Below are 18,803 nucleotides of genomic sequence, written 5' to 3'. Positions count from 1 at the left end.
AAAAACCTCACTTTACATTATTTTAATAATAATTTCTAGTTTATCTTTTGTAAAAACAATTTCTAGTGAGAATATTATAGCAAATAATATGTTAATAGTATATACATTAAAAAATAGAAATATTCTATCTTTTAATAGTTTTGTTTTGTGATATTTCTTTGTGTTTAAGCTCTAGCTTTTCATTATTCTTAATACCTTTAAATACAGTTTTAAACAAAATACTTATTTCCATAAAAATGCTCCAATTTTCAATATAATAAATGTCATATTCTATTCTTTTCTTAATTGAAGTATCACCTCTATAGCCATTAACCTGAGCAAGTCCTGTTATGCCAGGTTTAACTTGGTGCTTAACCATATATAGTGGAATTTCATCTTTAAAGGTATCAACGAAATGTGGCAGCTCAGGTCTTGGACCAACTAAACTCATATCTCCTTTTAATACATTAAAGAATTGAGGAAGCTCATCTATAGAAAACTTTCTTATAAATGATCCAAACTTAGTTTTCCTATGATCAACGTTTGTGCTCCATGCTGTATTAGATTCTGAATTAATTCTCATTGATCTGAACTTATACATAATAAAAGGATTTTTATTCAAGCCAACACGAGTCTGTTTGAATATAACAGGACCAGGAGAAGTTAACTTAATTGCTATTGCTGTAAATAACATAATTGGACTAGTAATTAAAATTAAAAATAATGAACCGAATATATCTAAAGTTCTTTTTAAAAAAGCATTTCCTAAATTGTCTAAAGGAATTCTTCTAATATTAATTAATGGCATGTGTCCAATTACATCTATGTATGGCTGACTTGGTATGTATTTATAACAAAAAGGTACTATAGAGATCTTTGTACCACTTTTTTCGCATGCAGATACAATGTCTTCTAGATATTTGGCATCTTCAACATCTAGTGCACAAATAACCTCATCGGGTTTCTGTTTTAATAAAATATCTAATAAGTCGCAATAAGTTCCAAGATTTTCGCCATCAAAATCAAGATTATTAGAAACATACCCAACATAGTTGTATCCATATTCTTTATTATTTTTTATTATGTTAAGATATTCCTTTGCAGTTTGGCCTGATCCAATTATAATAACATGTTTTAGATTTAAACCTTTTGATCGTATATTCCATAAGACTTTTCTAAGAGTATATCTTTTTACTGAGATCAGGGCTATATTTATAAAATAAAATATAACTAATACTAATCTAGATAAATGTACCAGCTTAACAGTAAATAGTATAGAAAGCAAAGCAACAATCAATATAGTATTTGCTTTAACAATGTTTGAAAGTTCTTTTGAAAATGATTTTGTCCTAAAAGAATCATAAAGATGTAAAAAGTAATATATTATAATATTTATTGGTATTATTATAAGTGTAAATTGCAGATATTTATGTAAGTCTATATAAGCAACTCCAGGAGCAGGATTAAGAATGAAAAAACGAATAAAATACGCTAAAGATATTGAGATAAATAAAATTAAAATATCGCTTAAAGCATTTATTCTGTTTAATAATGTCTGATTTTCTTTTATCATCTCTTGAATTCAGCCTCCTTTAATGATTTTATAATATTAATTGTAAAGGTGGATTTAGATTTTGTAAATTATATATCATTAATCTCATTTATCATTATTCTAGTAATTTCAGTAAACACAGATTCCAAAGAATAATTTTTTGATAAGTCATGACTAGAAATTTTCATATTATTTAATAAATTTCTATCATTATATAATACCTTCACATGGTTACAAAATTCATTAATATTATTATATTCATATAAAAATCCGTTTTCTCCAGGATTCACTAAGTCTATATGACCTTTTATTTTAGATGCTATCACAGGCAGACCAGTAGACATAGCTTCCATTATATTAAAAGGTAATCCTTCAATTCTGCTTGAAGAAACGCAGATATCTGAAATTTGATAATAATTACATACTTCTTTTATATATCCTTTAAAGATAATATTATCTTCAATGCCTAAAGTTTTTGAATACTGTTTCATATTATCTAAAAGAACCCCATCACCAAGCAAAAGCAGTTTTACATTATTATATCCTTCACTAATTAAGCCTTTCAAACTTTCGATTAGAAATTTTTGATTTTTTCTTTTAGAAAATTCAGCTACATAAATTAATAAGAAATCATCTTTGGGGATATTATATTTTTCTCTTAAATATGATTTGTTTTCTTCTGTAGAAAAAGGAAACTTTGATGCATTTATTCCCATACCATTTATTGAATACAAATTCTTCTTATATAGATTATACTTTTTGGCAATTTCATAATCAGTTGAATTCATTACTAAAATAGTATCTGTTACTGGACGAACAAATTTTTCGGCTAGAATCATAATTACTTTTTTTATAAAATTACTATTTTCATCAAATAAATATCCATGAACCGTATTAATTACTAAAGGGTGCTTTTTTAATGAAAGCATTATACCTAAGCGAGTGAAAAATGAAGCTAATATTGTATGTGTGCTTATAGTAGAATATTTTTCTTTTTTAATAAGTTTAGAAATTTTAAATGCACTAATGAAGTTTTTTAAAGAAAACATATTTTTTTCAAAATTTATGGGAATAACTTTATCTACATAAGGTATAGGTGATTTATTATTTCCTTTTCCCATAATATGTACTTCAAAATCATTATCTTTGAAATATTTCAAGTATGGAATATGGAAGTTTTCTATGTGAGATAAAGTTGATGCTGCAAAAAGTATTTTTTTCATAATTAAAAATCTCCTAATATATTTTGATTTACATATATTATAAATTGAATCTTAAATTAATTGTAAGTGTATATAAAATGTTTGTAAATAGATATACAATTTACATTGTAGCAGATAATCTTAAAGATTTATTAAATATGAGTGAATAAGCAATATTAGTTTATTTATATAATGAAATATGTTAAAATAGAGAAAGAATTGTATAAAAATAGATTATGAAAGAAGTGAGATATTTTGACTAAGGGTATAATACTTGCAGGTGGTAGTGGTACAAGACTTTATCCATTAACTATGGTAACGTCAAAACAACTATTACCTATATATGATAAACCAATGATATATTATCCATTATCTACTTTGATGCTTGCTGGAATAAGAGATATATTAATAATATCTACACCACAAGATTTACCTAATTTTGAAAAATTATTAGGTGATGGATCAAGATATGGAGTTAATCTATCATATAAAGCTCAGCCGTCTCCAGATGGGTTAGCACAAGCTTTTATTTTAGGTGAAGAATTTATTGGTAATGATAACTGTGCTATGATTCTTGGAGATAATATATTCCATGGAAATGGACTTACAAAGCAGCTTAAAAAAGCAGTTGAAAATGAAGGAAGAGCGACTGTATTTGGTTATTACGTTGAAGACCCTGAAAGATTTGGAGTAGTCGAATTTGATAAAGATGGAAAAGTAATATCACTTGAAGAAAAACCAGAAAATCCAAAGTCAAATTATGCTGTTACAGGGCTTTATTTTTATGATAATAAAGTATGTGAATATGCTAAGAGTTTAAAACCTTCAGCAAGAGGAGAACTTGAAATAACTGATTTAAATAAGATTTATTTAGAAGAAGGAAGATTAGATGTACTTACATTGGGCCGTGGATATGGATGGCTTGATACAGGAACTGTGGATAGTTTATCAGAAGCTTCTGAATATGTTAGGGTTATTGAAAATAGACAAGGACTAAAAATATCTTGTTTAGAAGAGATTTCATATAAAAATGGATGGATAGATAAAGAAACGTTACTTGAAAGTGCAAATGCTTATGGAAAAAGTCCGTATGGTCAGCATTTAAAGAATGTGGCAGAAGGAAAAGTTATATATTAAACATTAGTTATCATAGTTTATTGAAAGAGAGTGTTTAAAAAAATGAAGTTAACAGAAACAAAAATTAAAGGTGTATATATAGTTGAACCACAAGTTTTTAATGATGAAAGAGGATGGTTTATGGAAACCTACTCTGCTAGAAAGACTCCAGAAATAGCTTGTGATTTTGTACAAGACAATCAATCATATTCAAAAGGAAAAGGAATATTACGTGGAATACATTTTCAAAATGGAGAACATGCTCAAGCTAAACTTGTCAGAGTAGTAAAAGGTGCTGTTTTAGATGTTGCTGTAGATTTAAGAAAAGGTTCACCAACATATAAGGAATGGGTGGCAGTTGAGCTTTCAGCGGAAAATAAAAAGCAGTTATTTATTCCAAGAGGATTTGGACATGGATTTGTAACATTAAGTGATGATGTAGAGTTCGTTTATAAAACAGATAATTATTACAATCATGAAAGTGATAGAAGTATTAAGTTTGATGATCCTGAAATTGGTGTTGAATGGGGAATAGATAATCCAATTCTTTCAGAAAAAGATAAAAAAGCACCACTTTTAAAGGATAGCGATTGTACATTTATATATGAATAATTATTGATTAAGGAGAATATTTTATGAAAATTGTTGTAACTGGTGGAGCAGGATTCATAGGTGGTAATTTTGTTCACTATATGCTTAATAAATATAATGATTATAAAATAGTAGTAGTAGATAGCTTAACATATGCAGGTAATATGGAGACATTAGCACCTGTAAAAGATAATCCTAATTTTTCTTTTTATAAAATTGATATAGCTGATAGAAATGCTGTATATGATATGTTTGAAAAAGAGCATCCAGATATGGTAGTTAATTTTGCTGCAGAAAGCCATGTGGATAGATCAATAGAAAATCCAGAAATATTCTTACAAACTAACATTATAGGTACAGCTGTACTTATGGATGCATGTAGAAAATATGGGATAAAGAGATACCATCAAGTATCAACAGATGAAGTATATGGCGATTTACCATTAGACAGGCCAGATCTTTTCTTTACAGAAGAAACTCCAATACATACATCAAGCCCATATTCTTCAAGTAAAGCATCTGCTGATCTTTTAGTAGGAGCATATCACAGAACATATGGATTGCCGGTAACAATTTCAAGATGCTCTAATAACTATGGACCATACCATTTTCCAGAGAAGTTGATACCTTTAATGATAGCTAATGCTTTGAATGATAAAGAGCTACCTGTATACGGAACAGGAGAAAATGTTAGGGACTGGCTTTATGTTGAAGATCATTGCAGAGCAATTGATTTAATCATTCATAATGGAAAAGTTGGAGAAGTATATAACATTGGCGGACATAATGAAAGAAGCAATCTAGAAGTAGTTAAAACAGTTTTAAGAGAATTAGGTAAGTCAGAGGATTTAATTAAATATGTTTCAGATAGAAAAGGGCATGATATGAGATATGCTATTGATCCTACTAAGATTCATAATGAACTTGGCTGGTTACCAACGACAACATTTGATGAAGGAATAAAAAAGACTATTAAGTGGTATTTAGATAATAAAGCTTGGTGGGAAAATATTATTAGTGGAGAGTATCAAAATTACTATGAGCAAATGTATGCAAATAGATAAACCACTAGTTTCAATATTATTAGCTGTTTATAAGCCAAATGAAAAATGGCTTATAGAACAGCTCATTTCGTTAAATGAGCAAAGTTACAATAATTTGGAGTTAATAGTATATGATGACTGTCCAGAATATCCAGTCAATGAAGAATTATTTGCTAGTAATATTACTAACTTTTCCTTTAAAATAATTAGAGGGATAGAAAACAAAGGATCAAATATTGCCTTTGAAGAACTTACAAAGATGGGCAATGGTGAGTATTTTGCTTATTGTGATCAGGATGATATTTGGAGAGAAGATAAAATTGCATTAATGATGAAAAAATTCAGTGAAGAAGATGTGACTCTTGTATGCTCAGATCTCTCTATAATAGACGAAAATAGCAAAAAGACACATGAAAGTATACGTGATATTAGAAAAAGAATTATTTATAAAAGTGGATATGGGTTAGCAAAAGATTTGCTTATAAGTAATTTTGTTACTGGATGTGCTATGATTGTAAGAAAAGATATAGCATTAAAAGGAATGCCATTTTTAGATGAATTAGTGCATGATCAATGGATTGCCATTATAGCAGCTTTAAATGGAAAGATAGAATTTGTAGATGAAAGACTTGTGAGATATAGGCAACATAGTGATAATCAGACTGGCATATTAAAAGATGTATATGATAAAGAAAGCTATTACAAAAAGAGAATACATGATTTTTATTATAGGTATGTTGCTTATAAAAAAAGGCTTGCAAGTTTTGATGAATTAAGAAATTATATAGAAAATAGTATAAAATGGATTGAAGCAAGAAAAAATTATTCGACTAGAGTTTCAATTAAGGATTTGAAAATTATGATAAAATATAGGGATTTTCACAAGGTATCTATATTAATAGAGATTGTATTACCTTTTATACCGAATTTTATATTTAAATATATTATTAAGTTAGCTAAAAAAGGAATGTTGTAAGGAGGAAAGATAATGATTTTAGTAACTGGAGTTAATGGACAATTAGGCTATGATGTGGTTAAAGAACTAAATAAAAGAAATATAGAGTGCTTAGGAATAGATAAAGATGAATTAGATATAACAGACTCAAAGGCTGTTAATGAATATATTATAAAATTAAGACCAGAAGGTGTAGTACATTGTGCAGCATATACAGCTGTTGATAGAGCAGAAGATGAAGGAGAAATATGTAAGAAAGTTAATGTAGATGGTACTGAAAATATAGCCAAGGCATGTAAAGAAATAGATGCTAAGATGATTTACATATCTACAGATTATGTTTTTGATGGAAAAGGTGATGAACCTTTTGATGTGAATGGACATATAGAACCACATTCTGTTTATGGTAAAACAAAATATGAAGGTGAATTAAAAGTACAAGAAATATTAGAAAAATATTTTATAGTGAGAATTTCTTGGGTATTTGGTATTAATGGAAACAACTTCATAAAGACTATGCTTAGACTTGGTAAAGAAAAAGAAAGTTTAAATGTAGTATGTGATCAAATAGGAAGTCCAACATATACAGCTGATTTAGCACCACTTTTATGTGAGATGGTTGTATCAGAAAAGTATGGAGTATATCATGCAACTAATGAAGGTTTTTGCTCTTGGGCAGAATTTGCTCAAGAAATTATGAATAAAGCAGGGATGAACTGTAAAATAAGTGCTATTCCAACAAGTGAATATCCTACTAAGGCTACTAGACCATTCAATTCTAGAATGTCTAAAAATAGCTTGATTGAAAATGGATTTAAATTATTGCCAAGTTGGGAAGATGCTTTGAATAGATATTTAGTTGAGATTATAAAATAACTAAGCTAGTTGTTCAGGTAAATAGGATAATTTAGTAACTTTATTGTTTAATAATTAAAATAGTAGAGGAAATAGTATCAAATAAGAAATAAATTTTAATATAGAAAGTGATATGAGTATGAGAAAAAGAAAATTTATAAAATTAATAATATTGCTATTTTTAATTATTGTATCAAATCTATTGGTATTTAATTATTGCAATCTAGAAAGTAACAATATAACTTTAAGTTATAGATTAATATCTGATAAACAAGATACTTATCAAGTGTTTTATGGAAATAATTCATCATGGGTAGAGGAACAATCTCAAAAAAAGATCTATACTCATGCTAATATTCAAGAAACACTAAAGTATGCAATCCCTAAAGATACTAAAGTACTAAGATTGGATCTTGGTAATCAATCTTCTAATATAAATATATATGATATTAAATTATCATATTTTGGAAAAAATATGGCTATAGATATTAGTAAATTATTAGATAATAATAATCAGAATGAAATAGAGAAAATACAGGATACAGGAAATGGTTTAAACATAGAAACTGCAGGCAATGATCCGTATATAATATATAACTTGGATTCAGATATGGTTTTAAGCCTTCTTAAACATGAAAATATCATAAATAATATACTAAAGATATTTATTTGTATAGTTATAGATATATTAGGATTCATGCTTGTAAAAAAATCAAGAAGTCTTGCTGCAATAATTCAAGAATTAAAAAATAATAAGACACTTATATGGAATTTATCTAAAAATGATTTTAAGACAAAATATGCAGGATCATATTTAGGAATAACATGGGCTTTTGTGCAGCCAATAGTAACTATATTAGTATATTGGTTTGTGTTTGAATTTGGATTAAAAGCAGGATCGCCAATGGAAGGAGTGCCATTTGTAGTATGGTTAGTATCAGGAATTATACCCTGGTTTTTCTTTCAAGAAGCATTAATTAATGCTACAAATTGTATGCTTGAGTATAGCTATTTAGTTAAAAAAGTAGTATTTAAAATAAGTATACTTCCAATAGTGAAAATAATATCAGCTTTATTTGTACATTTAGTGTTCATAGGATTTTTATTTTTTGTTTGTGCAATATATGGTTTTTATCCATCACAGTATACAATACAATTAATATATTATTCATTTTGTACATTTTGTATGATACTTGCTATATCATATGCGACAAGTGCAATAGTAATATTTTTTAAGGATCTTGGACAAATAATTAATATATTTTTACAAATTGGAATGTGGATGACACCAATAATGTGGAGTTATACAATAGTTCCAAAACAATTTCAGTGGATAGTAAAATTGAACCCAATGTACTATATAGCAGAAGGATATAGGGATACATTTATAAATCATGTTTGGTTTTTTCAAAGATATTTCCAAACAGTATATTTTTGGGTGTTAATATCATTTATATTTATTTTAGGAACTACAATTTTTAGGAGGTTAAAGCCACACTTTGCAGATGTACTTTAAAAGGAGATAACATATGTCAAATATAGCAATTAGTATAGAAAATTTAAGTAAAGTCTATAGATTATATAATAAGCCCATAGATAGGTTAAAAGAATCATTAAGTTTAACAAAAAAAAATTATTATAAAGAACATTATGCTCTTAGGAATATTAGCTTTCAAGTTGATAAGGGTGAAGCAGTAGGGATATTAGGAAAAAATGGATCTGGAAAATCAACTTTATTAAAAATACTTACAGGGGTGCTCTCACCAACAGATGGAACAAAAATAGTAAATGGAAAAATATCAGCGATACTAGAATTGGGAGCAGGATTTAATCCAGAGTATACAGGAATTGAAAATATTTATTTAAATGGTACAATGATGGGATATTCGAAAATTCAAATGCAAGATAGGTTAAATGAAATAATTGATTTTGCTGATATAGGAGATTTTATAAATCAACCAGTAAAAACATATTCTAGTGGAATGTTTGCTAGATTAGCATTTGCAGTAGCTATAAATGTAGAACCTGACATTCTAATAGTTGATGAAGCATTGGCAGTAGGAGATACTAGATTTCAAATAAAGTGTATTGATAAAATGAAGGAATTAAAAGATAGTGGCACTACAGTTCTTTTTGTTTCTCATGCAACAGAACAAGTAAAGAGGTTTTGTAATCGTGCAATATGGATAGATAGTGGGGAAGTAATTGATATAGGAGAGTCGAGTGCAATAGTAGATAAGTATGAAGCATATATGATTCAAGGTGAGAAGATAAAAGGTACTATTGATAAGGAAGAATTTGAACTGGAAAAGGTAGAAGAAATAGAAAAAGAAGAAAATATTATTAGACCTTCAAAAGATGTATTAGCTAGAATTACTAAGATTGATTGTAATTTATTGGGAATCGAAACTTTTGATAGATTAGAAGTAACAATTGATTATGATGTGTATGAGAAGGAAATACTTGGACTTTTAATAGGAGTAGCATTATATACACCTGATAGACAATATATTTTTGGACCTAATTCCTATTTAGATAAAGTAGATATACCTAATAAATATGGTAAGCATAGAATTAAGTATATAATACCTAAAGTTCCTTTGCTGGGTGGAAGTTATAGTTTAGATGTAGGTATTTTTAATAATGAAGGAATTGTATGTATTGACTATAAGACAGATATAAAAAGATTATTAATAACTAATAAGAATTATTTTTCAGAAGGAAAAGTATTTATAGATCATGAATGGGAGGTAATTAAATAATGAGGGTACCTTTTGACCAGTATCAAAGATATAATAACACTAAAAAATTAATTGAATTGGTAAGAGATGGAGAAAAAAGAGTATTTAAGATTTTAGAAGTTGGTGCAAATGAACACCAAATGTTGGAAAAATTTCTTCCTAATGATGATATAACTTACCTAGATATAGAATTACCTAAAAATTTATTAAACAACCCTAAATATGTACTAGGGGATGCTACGGATATGTCTTTTAAAGATAATGAATATGATATTGTTATTGCATTAGACGTATATGAACATATTCCTATAGAAAAAAGAGAAAAATTTATAAAAGAATTATATAGAGTTAGCAAAATATGTTTTATAGTGGCAGCACCATTTTATTCACAAGAAGTAGAGGCATCAGAAAAAAGATTAAATGAGCTATTTAAAGTCATTTATAATACAGAATATAGATGGCTTCAAGAACATATAGAAAATACTTTACCTATGCTAGAAACAACTAAAAAAAACCTTGAAGCAATGAAAATTCCATATTATGTTTATGAACATGGAGATTTGAGGATTTGGGAAAAACTAACTAGAATACATTTTTTATCAGTAATAGATAATGAATTAGGAAACTATAGAATGTATATAGATGAATATTATAATCAGTATATAGAGCCATATGATTATGATTATAATAGTTATAGAAAATTTATAATAGGTTATAAGCAAAATATAAATATGAATACTACAGAATTTAAACATTCAAAAATACCACAAGAGAATCTTGAAAAGCTAAACGAATTAGAAGACGAATTTAATATACTGTTTAATAATAAATTATTAAAACAAGATAAAAATGATATAGTTACAATTTTAAAAAATTTTATCAATGAAAAAGAGACGGTAATGTTTAATAAATTAGAAGAATTAAGCATAAAAAAAGAAAAAGATTATGTACAGATATATATAAGGGATGAAGATAGCTATAATGAAGAAAAAAGTATAATTTTACAACTAAATGAAAATAGGAATATTTTTTATAAGGAACTAGAAATAAAAAAACTAAATAATCTCAAAGGAATACGCATTGACCCGAGTGTGAATCAGTGTGCTATTAAAATTTTATTATTGCAAGGTATATTAAGTAATGGTGAAATTATTGATTTTTCTAAAAATGTAAAAACAAATGGAGAAAGAATATTAAAAGACGATATTTATATATTTAAGGTTAGTGATCCTCAGATATTAATTGAAAACAATGAAAATATAAACAATTTGAGTAAAATATTGATAAAAATTGAGTATATCACAAAAGACATTAATACAATTATATTACTAGAAGAATTGTTTAAAGAGAATGAGAGATTGTATAATTTAAGTAATAAATTAGAAGCTGAAAATAATATTTTGATAGAAGATATGAAAATTTTTAGAGACATTAGCGAAGAAAAAGAAAATATTGAAAAATATTTAAATACAACACTAGAACATATAAGTAAGTTAGAAGTAGTATGTAAAGAACTTACTCTAAAAGGAAGAATTAAAAAGATATTAAAAAGAATAGGGATAAAAAAAACTTCTTTAGTATATTGGATTTTTAAAAATCCAAAACTTATTTTTAAAGGACTATCAGAATTAAAAAAATCAGGGATACAAGGTGTAAGAGCTAAAATTAAAGGAAAAAAACTTTCATTAGAGGGAAATTCAAATTATGAGAATAAACAAAATATTCAAAAAGAAGAAATATCAATTGAAGAAATAAATAATAGAATTGAGAAATTTAGTTATAAACCTAAATTTTCAATAATTATGCCTGTATATAATGTCGATATAAAATGGTTAGATAAAGCAATAAATTCTGTGATTAATCAAACATATCCATATTGGGAGATATGTATTGTAGATGATAACTCTACAAAGAATGAAACAATAGAATATATAAAAAATATAAAAGATGACAAAATTAAAAAATTAATATTGGAAGAAAATAAAGGGATATCATATGCATCTAATAGTGCAGCTAAAATGGCAACTGGTGAATACTTAATACTTATGGATAATGATGATGAAATGAGAGAAGAGGCATTATATCATATAGCTACTGCTATTAATGAAAAGAAACCTGATATTCTATATTCTGATGAAGATAAGATTACTCTAGATGGGGTTAGAAGATTTCCATTTTTAAAACCAGATTGGTCTCCTGATTTATTATATTCACAAATGTATATCTGTCATCTACTAATTATAAAAAAAGAAATATTTGATAAAGTAGATGGCTTTAGAAGTCAGTTTAATGGAAGCCAAGACTACGATTTAATGCTAAGAATGAGTGAAATAACACAAAATATATATCATATACCTAAAGTATTGTACTCATGGAGAGAAATTCCAAGTTCAACAGCTATGAATCCAAATTCAAAACCATATGCTCATATAGCAGGACTAAAAGCATTGGATGAACATTTAAAGAAGAAATATGGAAATGATGCATATGCAAATGAAACAGATCATTTATTTGTTTATGATGCAAGATTTGGATTAAAAGAAGAGGCAGTAAAAGTATCAATTATAATTCCAACAAAAGATAAATTAGAATTACTAAAACCATGCGTAGAAAGCATACTATCTAAAACAAGTTATTCAAATTATGAAATAATAATATTAAATAATAATTCCTCAGAAGATGAAACATATGAGTGGTTTGAATACATTCAAGATAAATATTCTAATGTAAGAGTAATTGATGCATTCTATGAATTTAATTGGTCAAAGCTTAATAATCATGGTATTAAAGAAGCAAATGGTGATGTATATGTATTTTTAAACAATGATACAATTATAATTAGTCCAGATTGGCTAAGACGATTAGCTGAAAATGCAATGAGAGAAGATGTTGGAACTGTTGGTGCACTACTTTTATATGAAGATGGAACAATTCAGCATGCAGGAGTTGTTTTAGGCATGGGAGGTTGGGCAGATCATGTATTTAAAGGAATGGAACCTGTACATTTTGGTTCACCATATGTATCACCAATGGTTAATAGAAATGTATTAGCATCTACAGGCGCATGTTTAACAATATCTAAGAAGGTGATAGAAAAAATTGGAGGATTTGATGAGAAATTTATAATATGTGGAAGTGATGTAGAAATTTCTTTAAGAGCTAGAAAATATAATTTAAACAATGTTTATAATTCAAAAGTAAGATTGTATCATTTAGAATCTAAATCAAGAGATTCATATATTCCACCAATTGACTTTGAAATGTCTAAGATTCATTATCATGAATATTTAGAAAATGGAGATCCATATTATAATTCACAACTTGATCTTGAAAGTACATCTCCAAGAATAAAAGGGTAAGAGAGGAAAATTGTATGATAGATAGTATAAAAAAAATAATAAAAAAAAATAAAAATGTTGAGAAAGTATGTAGAGAAATTAATAATAAGGTTTCATTTAATTCTAATATAGGGGAAATAACACCATTATGCGCAAGAAAAAGTGAGATGTCGGAAAAAAGGTTAAATTTATTAGTACCATCCATTAATCAAGAGCATATATTTGGTGGAATTTCAACTGCAATAAAATTTTATGAACAGTTAGCAGATTCATTAGGATGTAAAAGAAGAATTATAACTACCGATGCATCACCATCATATGATGATATGATTCACTTTAAAAATTATAGTTTAGTAAATGCTAATGAAGATGAAAAAAAAGATTATCAAGTGGTAGTTTTTAATGATAGATATAATAAGACAATACCTATAGGTGAAAATGATATATTTATGTCAACTGCTTGGTGGACTGCATATGCAGCACATAATCTAATAAAATGGCAATCAGAAGAATATAAAAATGAAGTTAAGAAATCCATTTATTTTATTCAAGATTTTGAACCAGGTTTTTACGCATGGTCGAGTAGATATGCATTGGCAGATAGCACATATAGAAGTGAATTACCACAAATAGCAATTTTTAATACAAAATTACTAAAGGAATATTTTAATATAAATAATTATAAATTTTGTGAAGAATATTCATTTGAGCCAACTCTAAATGAAGGATTAAAAAATATATTACTAACATTTAAAACATTTAAAAAGAAAAAGCAAATACTTATATATGGAAGACCATCAGTACAAAGAAATGCATTTGAATTAATAGCAGAATCACTTAGACTTTGGGTATGGAAACAACCAGATGCGAGAGAATGGAGGATATATTCTGTAGGAGAAAAACATCCAGAAGTAAACTTAGGTAATGGAATAAAAATAGAATCTTTAGGAAAATTAACTCTGGAAGAATATGCTAATTTAATGGCGGAATCTTATGTTGGAATTTCACTTATGATTTCGCCACATCCAAGTTATCCACCTTTAGAAATGTCTACTTTTGGTATGCAGGTAATTACAAATAGTTATGCAAATAAAGATATAAGTAATTTTAATGATAATATTATTTCATTAAACAGCTTAAGTCCTGATATTATAACTAATGAATTGATAGGAATTGTTGGTAAATATAAAGAAGCTGTAGATAATTGCAAGTTTAATGAAAATTATGTTGAGAATATTCAAGCATTTAGTTTCATAAAAGATATAAAAATTTAGTCTAATCTATATAAAAAATTTAAAATTGAATAATTATTTATTCAATAACTTTAATGGGAAGTAATAATATCAAAAATAATAATGAATATTATGAAAACAATGAAAGTTTAATTATTAGTTTTAGGCATTAAATTTTTAATATATGAACTTTACAATAATAATGAAAATATTTTGTTTTACAATAGTTTTTTGTAAATTTCAAATGCAACTTCATATTCATAAGCTATTCTATATTTAGAATAAATACATTGTAATTATTATCTAGTTATTAAATTTATAATAACAATTATTACTAAAATATTGTACTGAATATGCTATTGTAGTAGCGTAAATATAACAAAATAATCAAATTATTTTTAATATGATTTTTATTTTTATAATAGATTGTTATAAGCTAATTTTAAACTTTATCATGTTTCTTTTTATTTAAAATTTTAACTTTTGATTTATATATTATTGTTAATATATCTGTATATGATGATGTTACATAGAAAATAGACATATTCATGAATGAAATTGATATGTTAAAAAGGTTGAGAAAAAGCTTTAACAGGTAATTTATATTATAATCTGAATTGGAGATTATAATAAAGAATATTTTTGTTTTAAAAAGTTAAAATGTATTTTATTGTGAAAAGGAGTCGTGCTCAAAAAATGAATTTACATAGTATTAATAATAAATTTTTAAAACTAGCATTAGTATATAGTATTCTTTCTTTTATTATAATATTACCACTAACAATATTATTAATAGAAAGTGATACTAAAACTATAACAGTTCCGCAGGTTGATGTTAATTCATATGAAATATTAGCTGGAGATTCAATTACTCAAGATATAGTTATAGATAAAGGATTAAAAAAAGTTTCACTATTAGTAGCAAATGGAGCTAGAGCAATTAATGAAGGAACAGTTGAAATATCTATCTCTCAAAATAATATAGTAGAATCTCAAAAATTTAATATAAACTCAATAGGAGATTGGGTAAATATTGATTTAAATATGGATTATTCCAAATTTAAAAATGGAATAGCAACAATTAAAATTAAAAGTATAGATACTGACGCAGGTAAATCAATATATTTTAATTTCGTGGGTTCTGATAATATATCTGATTTGCCAAAAGCTAAATTGAATGGAGAAGATTTGCAAGGTCCTCTATGTATAACATATGAAGAATATACAAAGAGTCTAGATCATGAATATAGAATAGTTATATTAGCTCTTATATTTATTTTTATAGGAATATTAGCTTATAGTATGGCTTACAATGATTCAAAAGAATATATTTTCATTTTTACAATGATAATAATTGCTTTGGCAACATCATTTAAATATCCAACATTAACATTCAAAGCTGAAGCATGGGCAGAATCAGCAGTACATTTTTATAAATTAGCAAGTGAAGAAAGTGTAATAAAAAATTTAACAGCTTTAGAAGGCGGACTTTATATATCACTATTTAATGCATTACTATCAACAATTTCTGTAAAGCTACTTTCTTTAGGAAAAAATTATATTTTATTCACTCAACTGTGTGCTTTAGTATTTTCGGCAGCATGTTCTTCAATATTTTGTTTAAAATATTTTAGAAGGTATTTTTCAGATTTGTCTAGAGTACTTCTATCAATTTTTGTGGGAGTTTTTTTATTTGATGGTGAATTTAGAGCTTTTATTGGAATATCTTATTTTGCAATAGTTTTTATAATAGGTTCATGTTTATATGATATGAAGCAAATGAATAAAGTAAAATATATAATGTTATGCTTATTAACTGTAATAATATGTTTATCTAAAATGAGTTATGTTATTTTATTTCCTACAGCTATAATTACTTTGATTTTATTTTTGAAACAGCTAGATATAAGAAAGCGAAATTACTTAATTATAATAGCAGTAAGTTCCTTTTTAGAGGGATTATTATCGCTAGTAATAAAAAAACTTAATAGTACATCATTAATTGGAGGAACAAATTTAGGAGACATATCGACTCCGCCTATATTTGAATTAATAGAAAAAACAATATATTATTTTATTCAAATAGTATATTCTGTGTTTATAAGAAAAAATAATCTGAATTATCCATATATGATTAATTTATTTTTAATGTTAGTTTTGTTATTTAGTATAAGCTCATCAATGTATTGGATTTATAGAAAAAATAAGTATGAAATATATGGGAGAATTATACTTATCTTATATGTTCTAGGAATAGCTCAATGTGGATTATCTTTGGTTAGCAATGCAAGTATCAATCCACTAAGTGATATAAATTGGAATAGTAACGTTATTATTTATCAAAATAGACATTTTATTTTTTCATATATATCAATTATTTTTATTTCTATTGTTTATTTATTTATATTAAAAGAGTACATAAGTGATAAGATAAGACCTAATATTAGTAATAAATTTATTAGTTATGCTGAGATAATACTAGTTGTATGTGGTATGGTTATATACTGTAACTATTATGAATTGAGTAATGTAGCGGATTTTACCAATACTGAATTAAGTCATAGTGATTGGAAAAGTTATTCAAAAGCTTTAAATAAAGATACTTATTGTATAAGAGTTGCACCAGAAGGGTGGTTTTTAACTAAAAATAGTTCAGTTAGCTCTATTAATAATGATAATAATATATATAATGAAGTAGATATTAGAGAAGTAGGCGATAAATCTAAACGTGTCATAGCGATATATGCCAATAAATATTTATATACAAATCAATTGAAAAATAGGAAATATATAATGACTATGTATGATAGTAATAACAATAAGATATCTGAAGTAATGCAATCAAATGATGAGTACAGGCAATACATAGGATTTATTATTGATAATCCTTTAGAGAATGTAGATAAAGTTGAGTTTACTTATGAAGATGGGGAGCCAGCATATTTACAAAACACATTATATGTAGCTAGAGAAGGAGATTAGAATACCTTCAGTAAATTAAATTTTAATATAATGAGGAATAGTGATTATGATAAATAAATTTAATCTTAGAGATTTATATAGGTATGAGAAAATAATTAAATTTATATTAAGTGGTTCTGTAAGTACAAGTATAGATTTATGCATATATATGATATTAAGTAGTGAAGTTAATATCATATTATCAAAAATAATATCGACAACAATAGCATGTATTATTTCTTTAATAATTAATAAGAATTGGACTTTCCAATATAATAAAAATATGAGTTTGATATTAATATTAAAATATATTATAGTACAAATAATTAATATAATATGTAATGTTACAACGAACACAATAATATATAAAATTACGCAAGAAAAGTTGATTTCATTTATTATTGCAACATTATGTGCTATGATTGTAAATTTCTTGTTACAAAAATATTATGTATTTATAGTCAAGGAGGATTAATAATGAAATATTCTATTATAATTCCATGTTATAATGAAGAGGAAAATATAGTACCATTAATCACAAAGCTTGATGAAATTTATAAAAATAAAAAAATGCAAATTGTATTGGTTAATAATGGATCAATGGATAAAACACTATATGTTTTGGAGAAAGAATCAAAAAAATATCCATACATTAAGATAGTTGATATTAAGATTAATCAAGGATATGGATATGGGCTGCTAAAAGGATTAGAAAGCGCAGATGGAGAATTTGTCGGATGGATTCATGCGGATATGCAATTAGATCCAAGTAACTTATTGAAAGCTATTTCTGTTTTGGAAAAAGAAGAAAATCCAGAGAATGTTTTCATTAAAGGAAAAAGAAAAAATAGGCCTTTCCTAGATAATTTATTCACGTTTGGGATGAGTATTTTTGAAACATGCTTATTTAAAAAGAGACTATATGATATTGGAGCAATTCCAGTAATTTTCCATAGAAGTATGATTAAAGATATAAAATTTCCACCAAGAGATTTTGCAATTGAATTATATGTATATTATATTGCAAAAAGTATAAATAAGAAGATAATAAGAGTACCTATTAATTTAGGGGATAGAAAAGCAGGAAAATCATCTTGGAATACAGGATTATTATCTAAATTAAAACAAAGTATGAGAATAATAAAAGCAAGTTTAAAAATTAAAAGAAATAAAATAGAAAAATATATTTATAGCATAAAAGTTAATAGTTAATAAATATAATATTAATCGTATAAGGA

General features: G+C 26.0%; 14 protein-coding genes. 12 read left to right on the top strand and 2 right to left on the bottom strand.

Going from position 1 to position 18,803, the window contains the following annotated elements:
- Positions 1–124 precede the first annotated feature (124 nt).
- Together CNEONATNEC86_RS19150 and CNEONATNEC86_RS19145 are read right to left on the bottom strand one after the other, a co-directional pair.
- Positions 125–1,552: an undecaprenyl-phosphate glucose phosphotransferase gene (locus CNEONATNEC86_RS19150; protein WP_159136667.1), complete on the bottom strand. Its 1,428-nt coding sequence runs from the start codon at positions 1,550–1,552 to the stop codon at positions 125–127.
- 68 nt (positions 1,553–1,620) lie between these two features.
- Positions 1,621–2,754: a glycosyltransferase gene (locus CNEONATNEC86_RS19145; protein ID WP_159136666.1), complete on the bottom strand. Its 1,134-nt coding sequence runs from the start codon at positions 2,752–2,754 to the stop codon at positions 1,621–1,623.
- Positions 2,755–2,988: 234 nt separating this feature from the next.
- Between CNEONATNEC86_RS19145 and rfbA the strand changes: the two genes are divergently transcribed.
- The 12 genes from rfbA to CNEONATNEC86_RS19085 all read left to right on the top strand — a co-directional run bounded on the left by rfbA (position 2,989) and on the right by CNEONATNEC86_RS19085 (position 18,777).
- On the top strand, positions 2,989–3,870 hold the full coding sequence (rfbA, locus tag CNEONATNEC86_RS19140; protein ID WP_159136665.1) for a glucose-1-phosphate thymidylyltransferase RfbA: 882 nt from the start codon (positions 2,989–2,991) through the stop codon (positions 3,868–3,870).
- Positions 3,871–3,912: 42 nt separating this feature from the next.
- Positions 3,913–4,461 (top strand): dTDP-4-dehydrorhamnose 3,5-epimerase, encoded by a 549-nt coding sequence (rfbC, locus tag CNEONATNEC86_RS19135; RefSeq protein WP_159136664.1) that lies wholly within the window; start codon positions 3,913–3,915, stop codon positions 4,459–4,461.
- Between the two features lie 23 nt (positions 4,462–4,484).
- A complete protein-coding gene (gene rfbB, locus CNEONATNEC86_RS19130) occupies positions 4,485–5,504 on the top strand; it encodes a dTDP-glucose 4,6-dehydratase (protein WP_159136663.1) in 1,020 nt (339 codons plus the stop codon).
- Positions 5,479–6,459 (top strand): glycosyltransferase, encoded by a 981-nt coding sequence (locus CNEONATNEC86_RS19125; RefSeq protein ID WP_243145366.1) that lies wholly within the window; start codon positions 5,479–5,481, stop codon positions 6,457–6,459. The genes rfbB and CNEONATNEC86_RS19125 overlap by 26 nt, the downstream gene beginning before the upstream one ends.
- 12 nt (positions 6,460–6,471) lie before the next feature.
- Entirely contained in the window at positions 6,472–7,314 is an 843-nt protein-coding gene (gene rfbD / locus CNEONATNEC86_RS19120) for a dTDP-4-dehydrorhamnose reductase (protein WP_159136662.1), read from the top strand.
- Between the two features lie 118 nt (positions 7,315–7,432).
- Positions 7,433–8,809: an ABC transporter permease gene (locus CNEONATNEC86_RS19115; protein ID WP_159136661.1), complete on the top strand. Its 1,377-nt coding sequence runs from the start codon at positions 7,433–7,435 to the stop codon at positions 8,807–8,809.
- Positions 8,810–8,822: 13 nt separating this feature from the next.
- Positions 8,823–10,055 carry an ABC transporter ATP-binding protein gene (locus CNEONATNEC86_RS19110; protein ID WP_159136660.1) on the top strand — a complete coding sequence of 411 codons (1,233 nt, stop codon included), beginning with the start codon at positions 8,823–8,825 and terminating at the stop codon, positions 10,053–10,055.
- Entirely contained in the window at positions 10,055–13,393 is a 3,339-nt protein-coding gene (locus CNEONATNEC86_RS19105) for a glycosyltransferase (RefSeq protein WP_159136659.1), read from the top strand. The genes CNEONATNEC86_RS19110 and CNEONATNEC86_RS19105 overlap by 1 nt, the downstream gene beginning before the upstream one ends.
- 14 nt (positions 13,394–13,407) lie before the next feature.
- Positions 13,408–14,646: a rhamnosyltransferase WsaF family glycosyltransferase gene (locus tag CNEONATNEC86_RS19100; RefSeq protein ID WP_159136658.1), complete on the top strand. Its 1,239-nt coding sequence runs from the start codon at positions 13,408–13,410 to the stop codon at positions 14,644–14,646.
- A 654-nt stretch (positions 14,647–15,300) separates the two neighbouring features.
- The gene (locus tag CNEONATNEC86_RS19095; RefSeq protein ID WP_159136657.1) at positions 15,301–17,586 is read left to right on the top strand and encodes a hypothetical protein; all 2,286 of its coding nucleotides are present in this window, start codon (positions 15,301–15,303) and stop codon (positions 17,584–17,586) included.
- Between the two features lie 46 nt (positions 17,587–17,632).
- Positions 17,633–18,040 (top strand): GtrA family protein, encoded by a 408-nt coding sequence (locus tag CNEONATNEC86_RS19090; protein ID WP_159136656.1) that lies wholly within the window; start codon positions 17,633–17,635, stop codon positions 18,038–18,040.
- Positions 18,041–18,042: 2 nt separating this feature from the next.
- Positions 18,043–18,777 (top strand): glycosyltransferase family 2 protein, encoded by a 735-nt coding sequence (locus CNEONATNEC86_RS19085; protein WP_159136655.1) that lies wholly within the window; start codon positions 18,043–18,045, stop codon positions 18,775–18,777.
- Positions 18,778–18,803: the final 26 nt, after the last annotated feature.

Source organism: Clostridium neonatale, assembly GCF_900465025.1.
Classification (GTDB): Bacteria; Bacillota; Clostridia; order Clostridiales; family Clostridiaceae; genus Clostridium; species Clostridium neonatale.
This window is presented reverse-complemented; position numbering and strand designations above follow the sequence as displayed.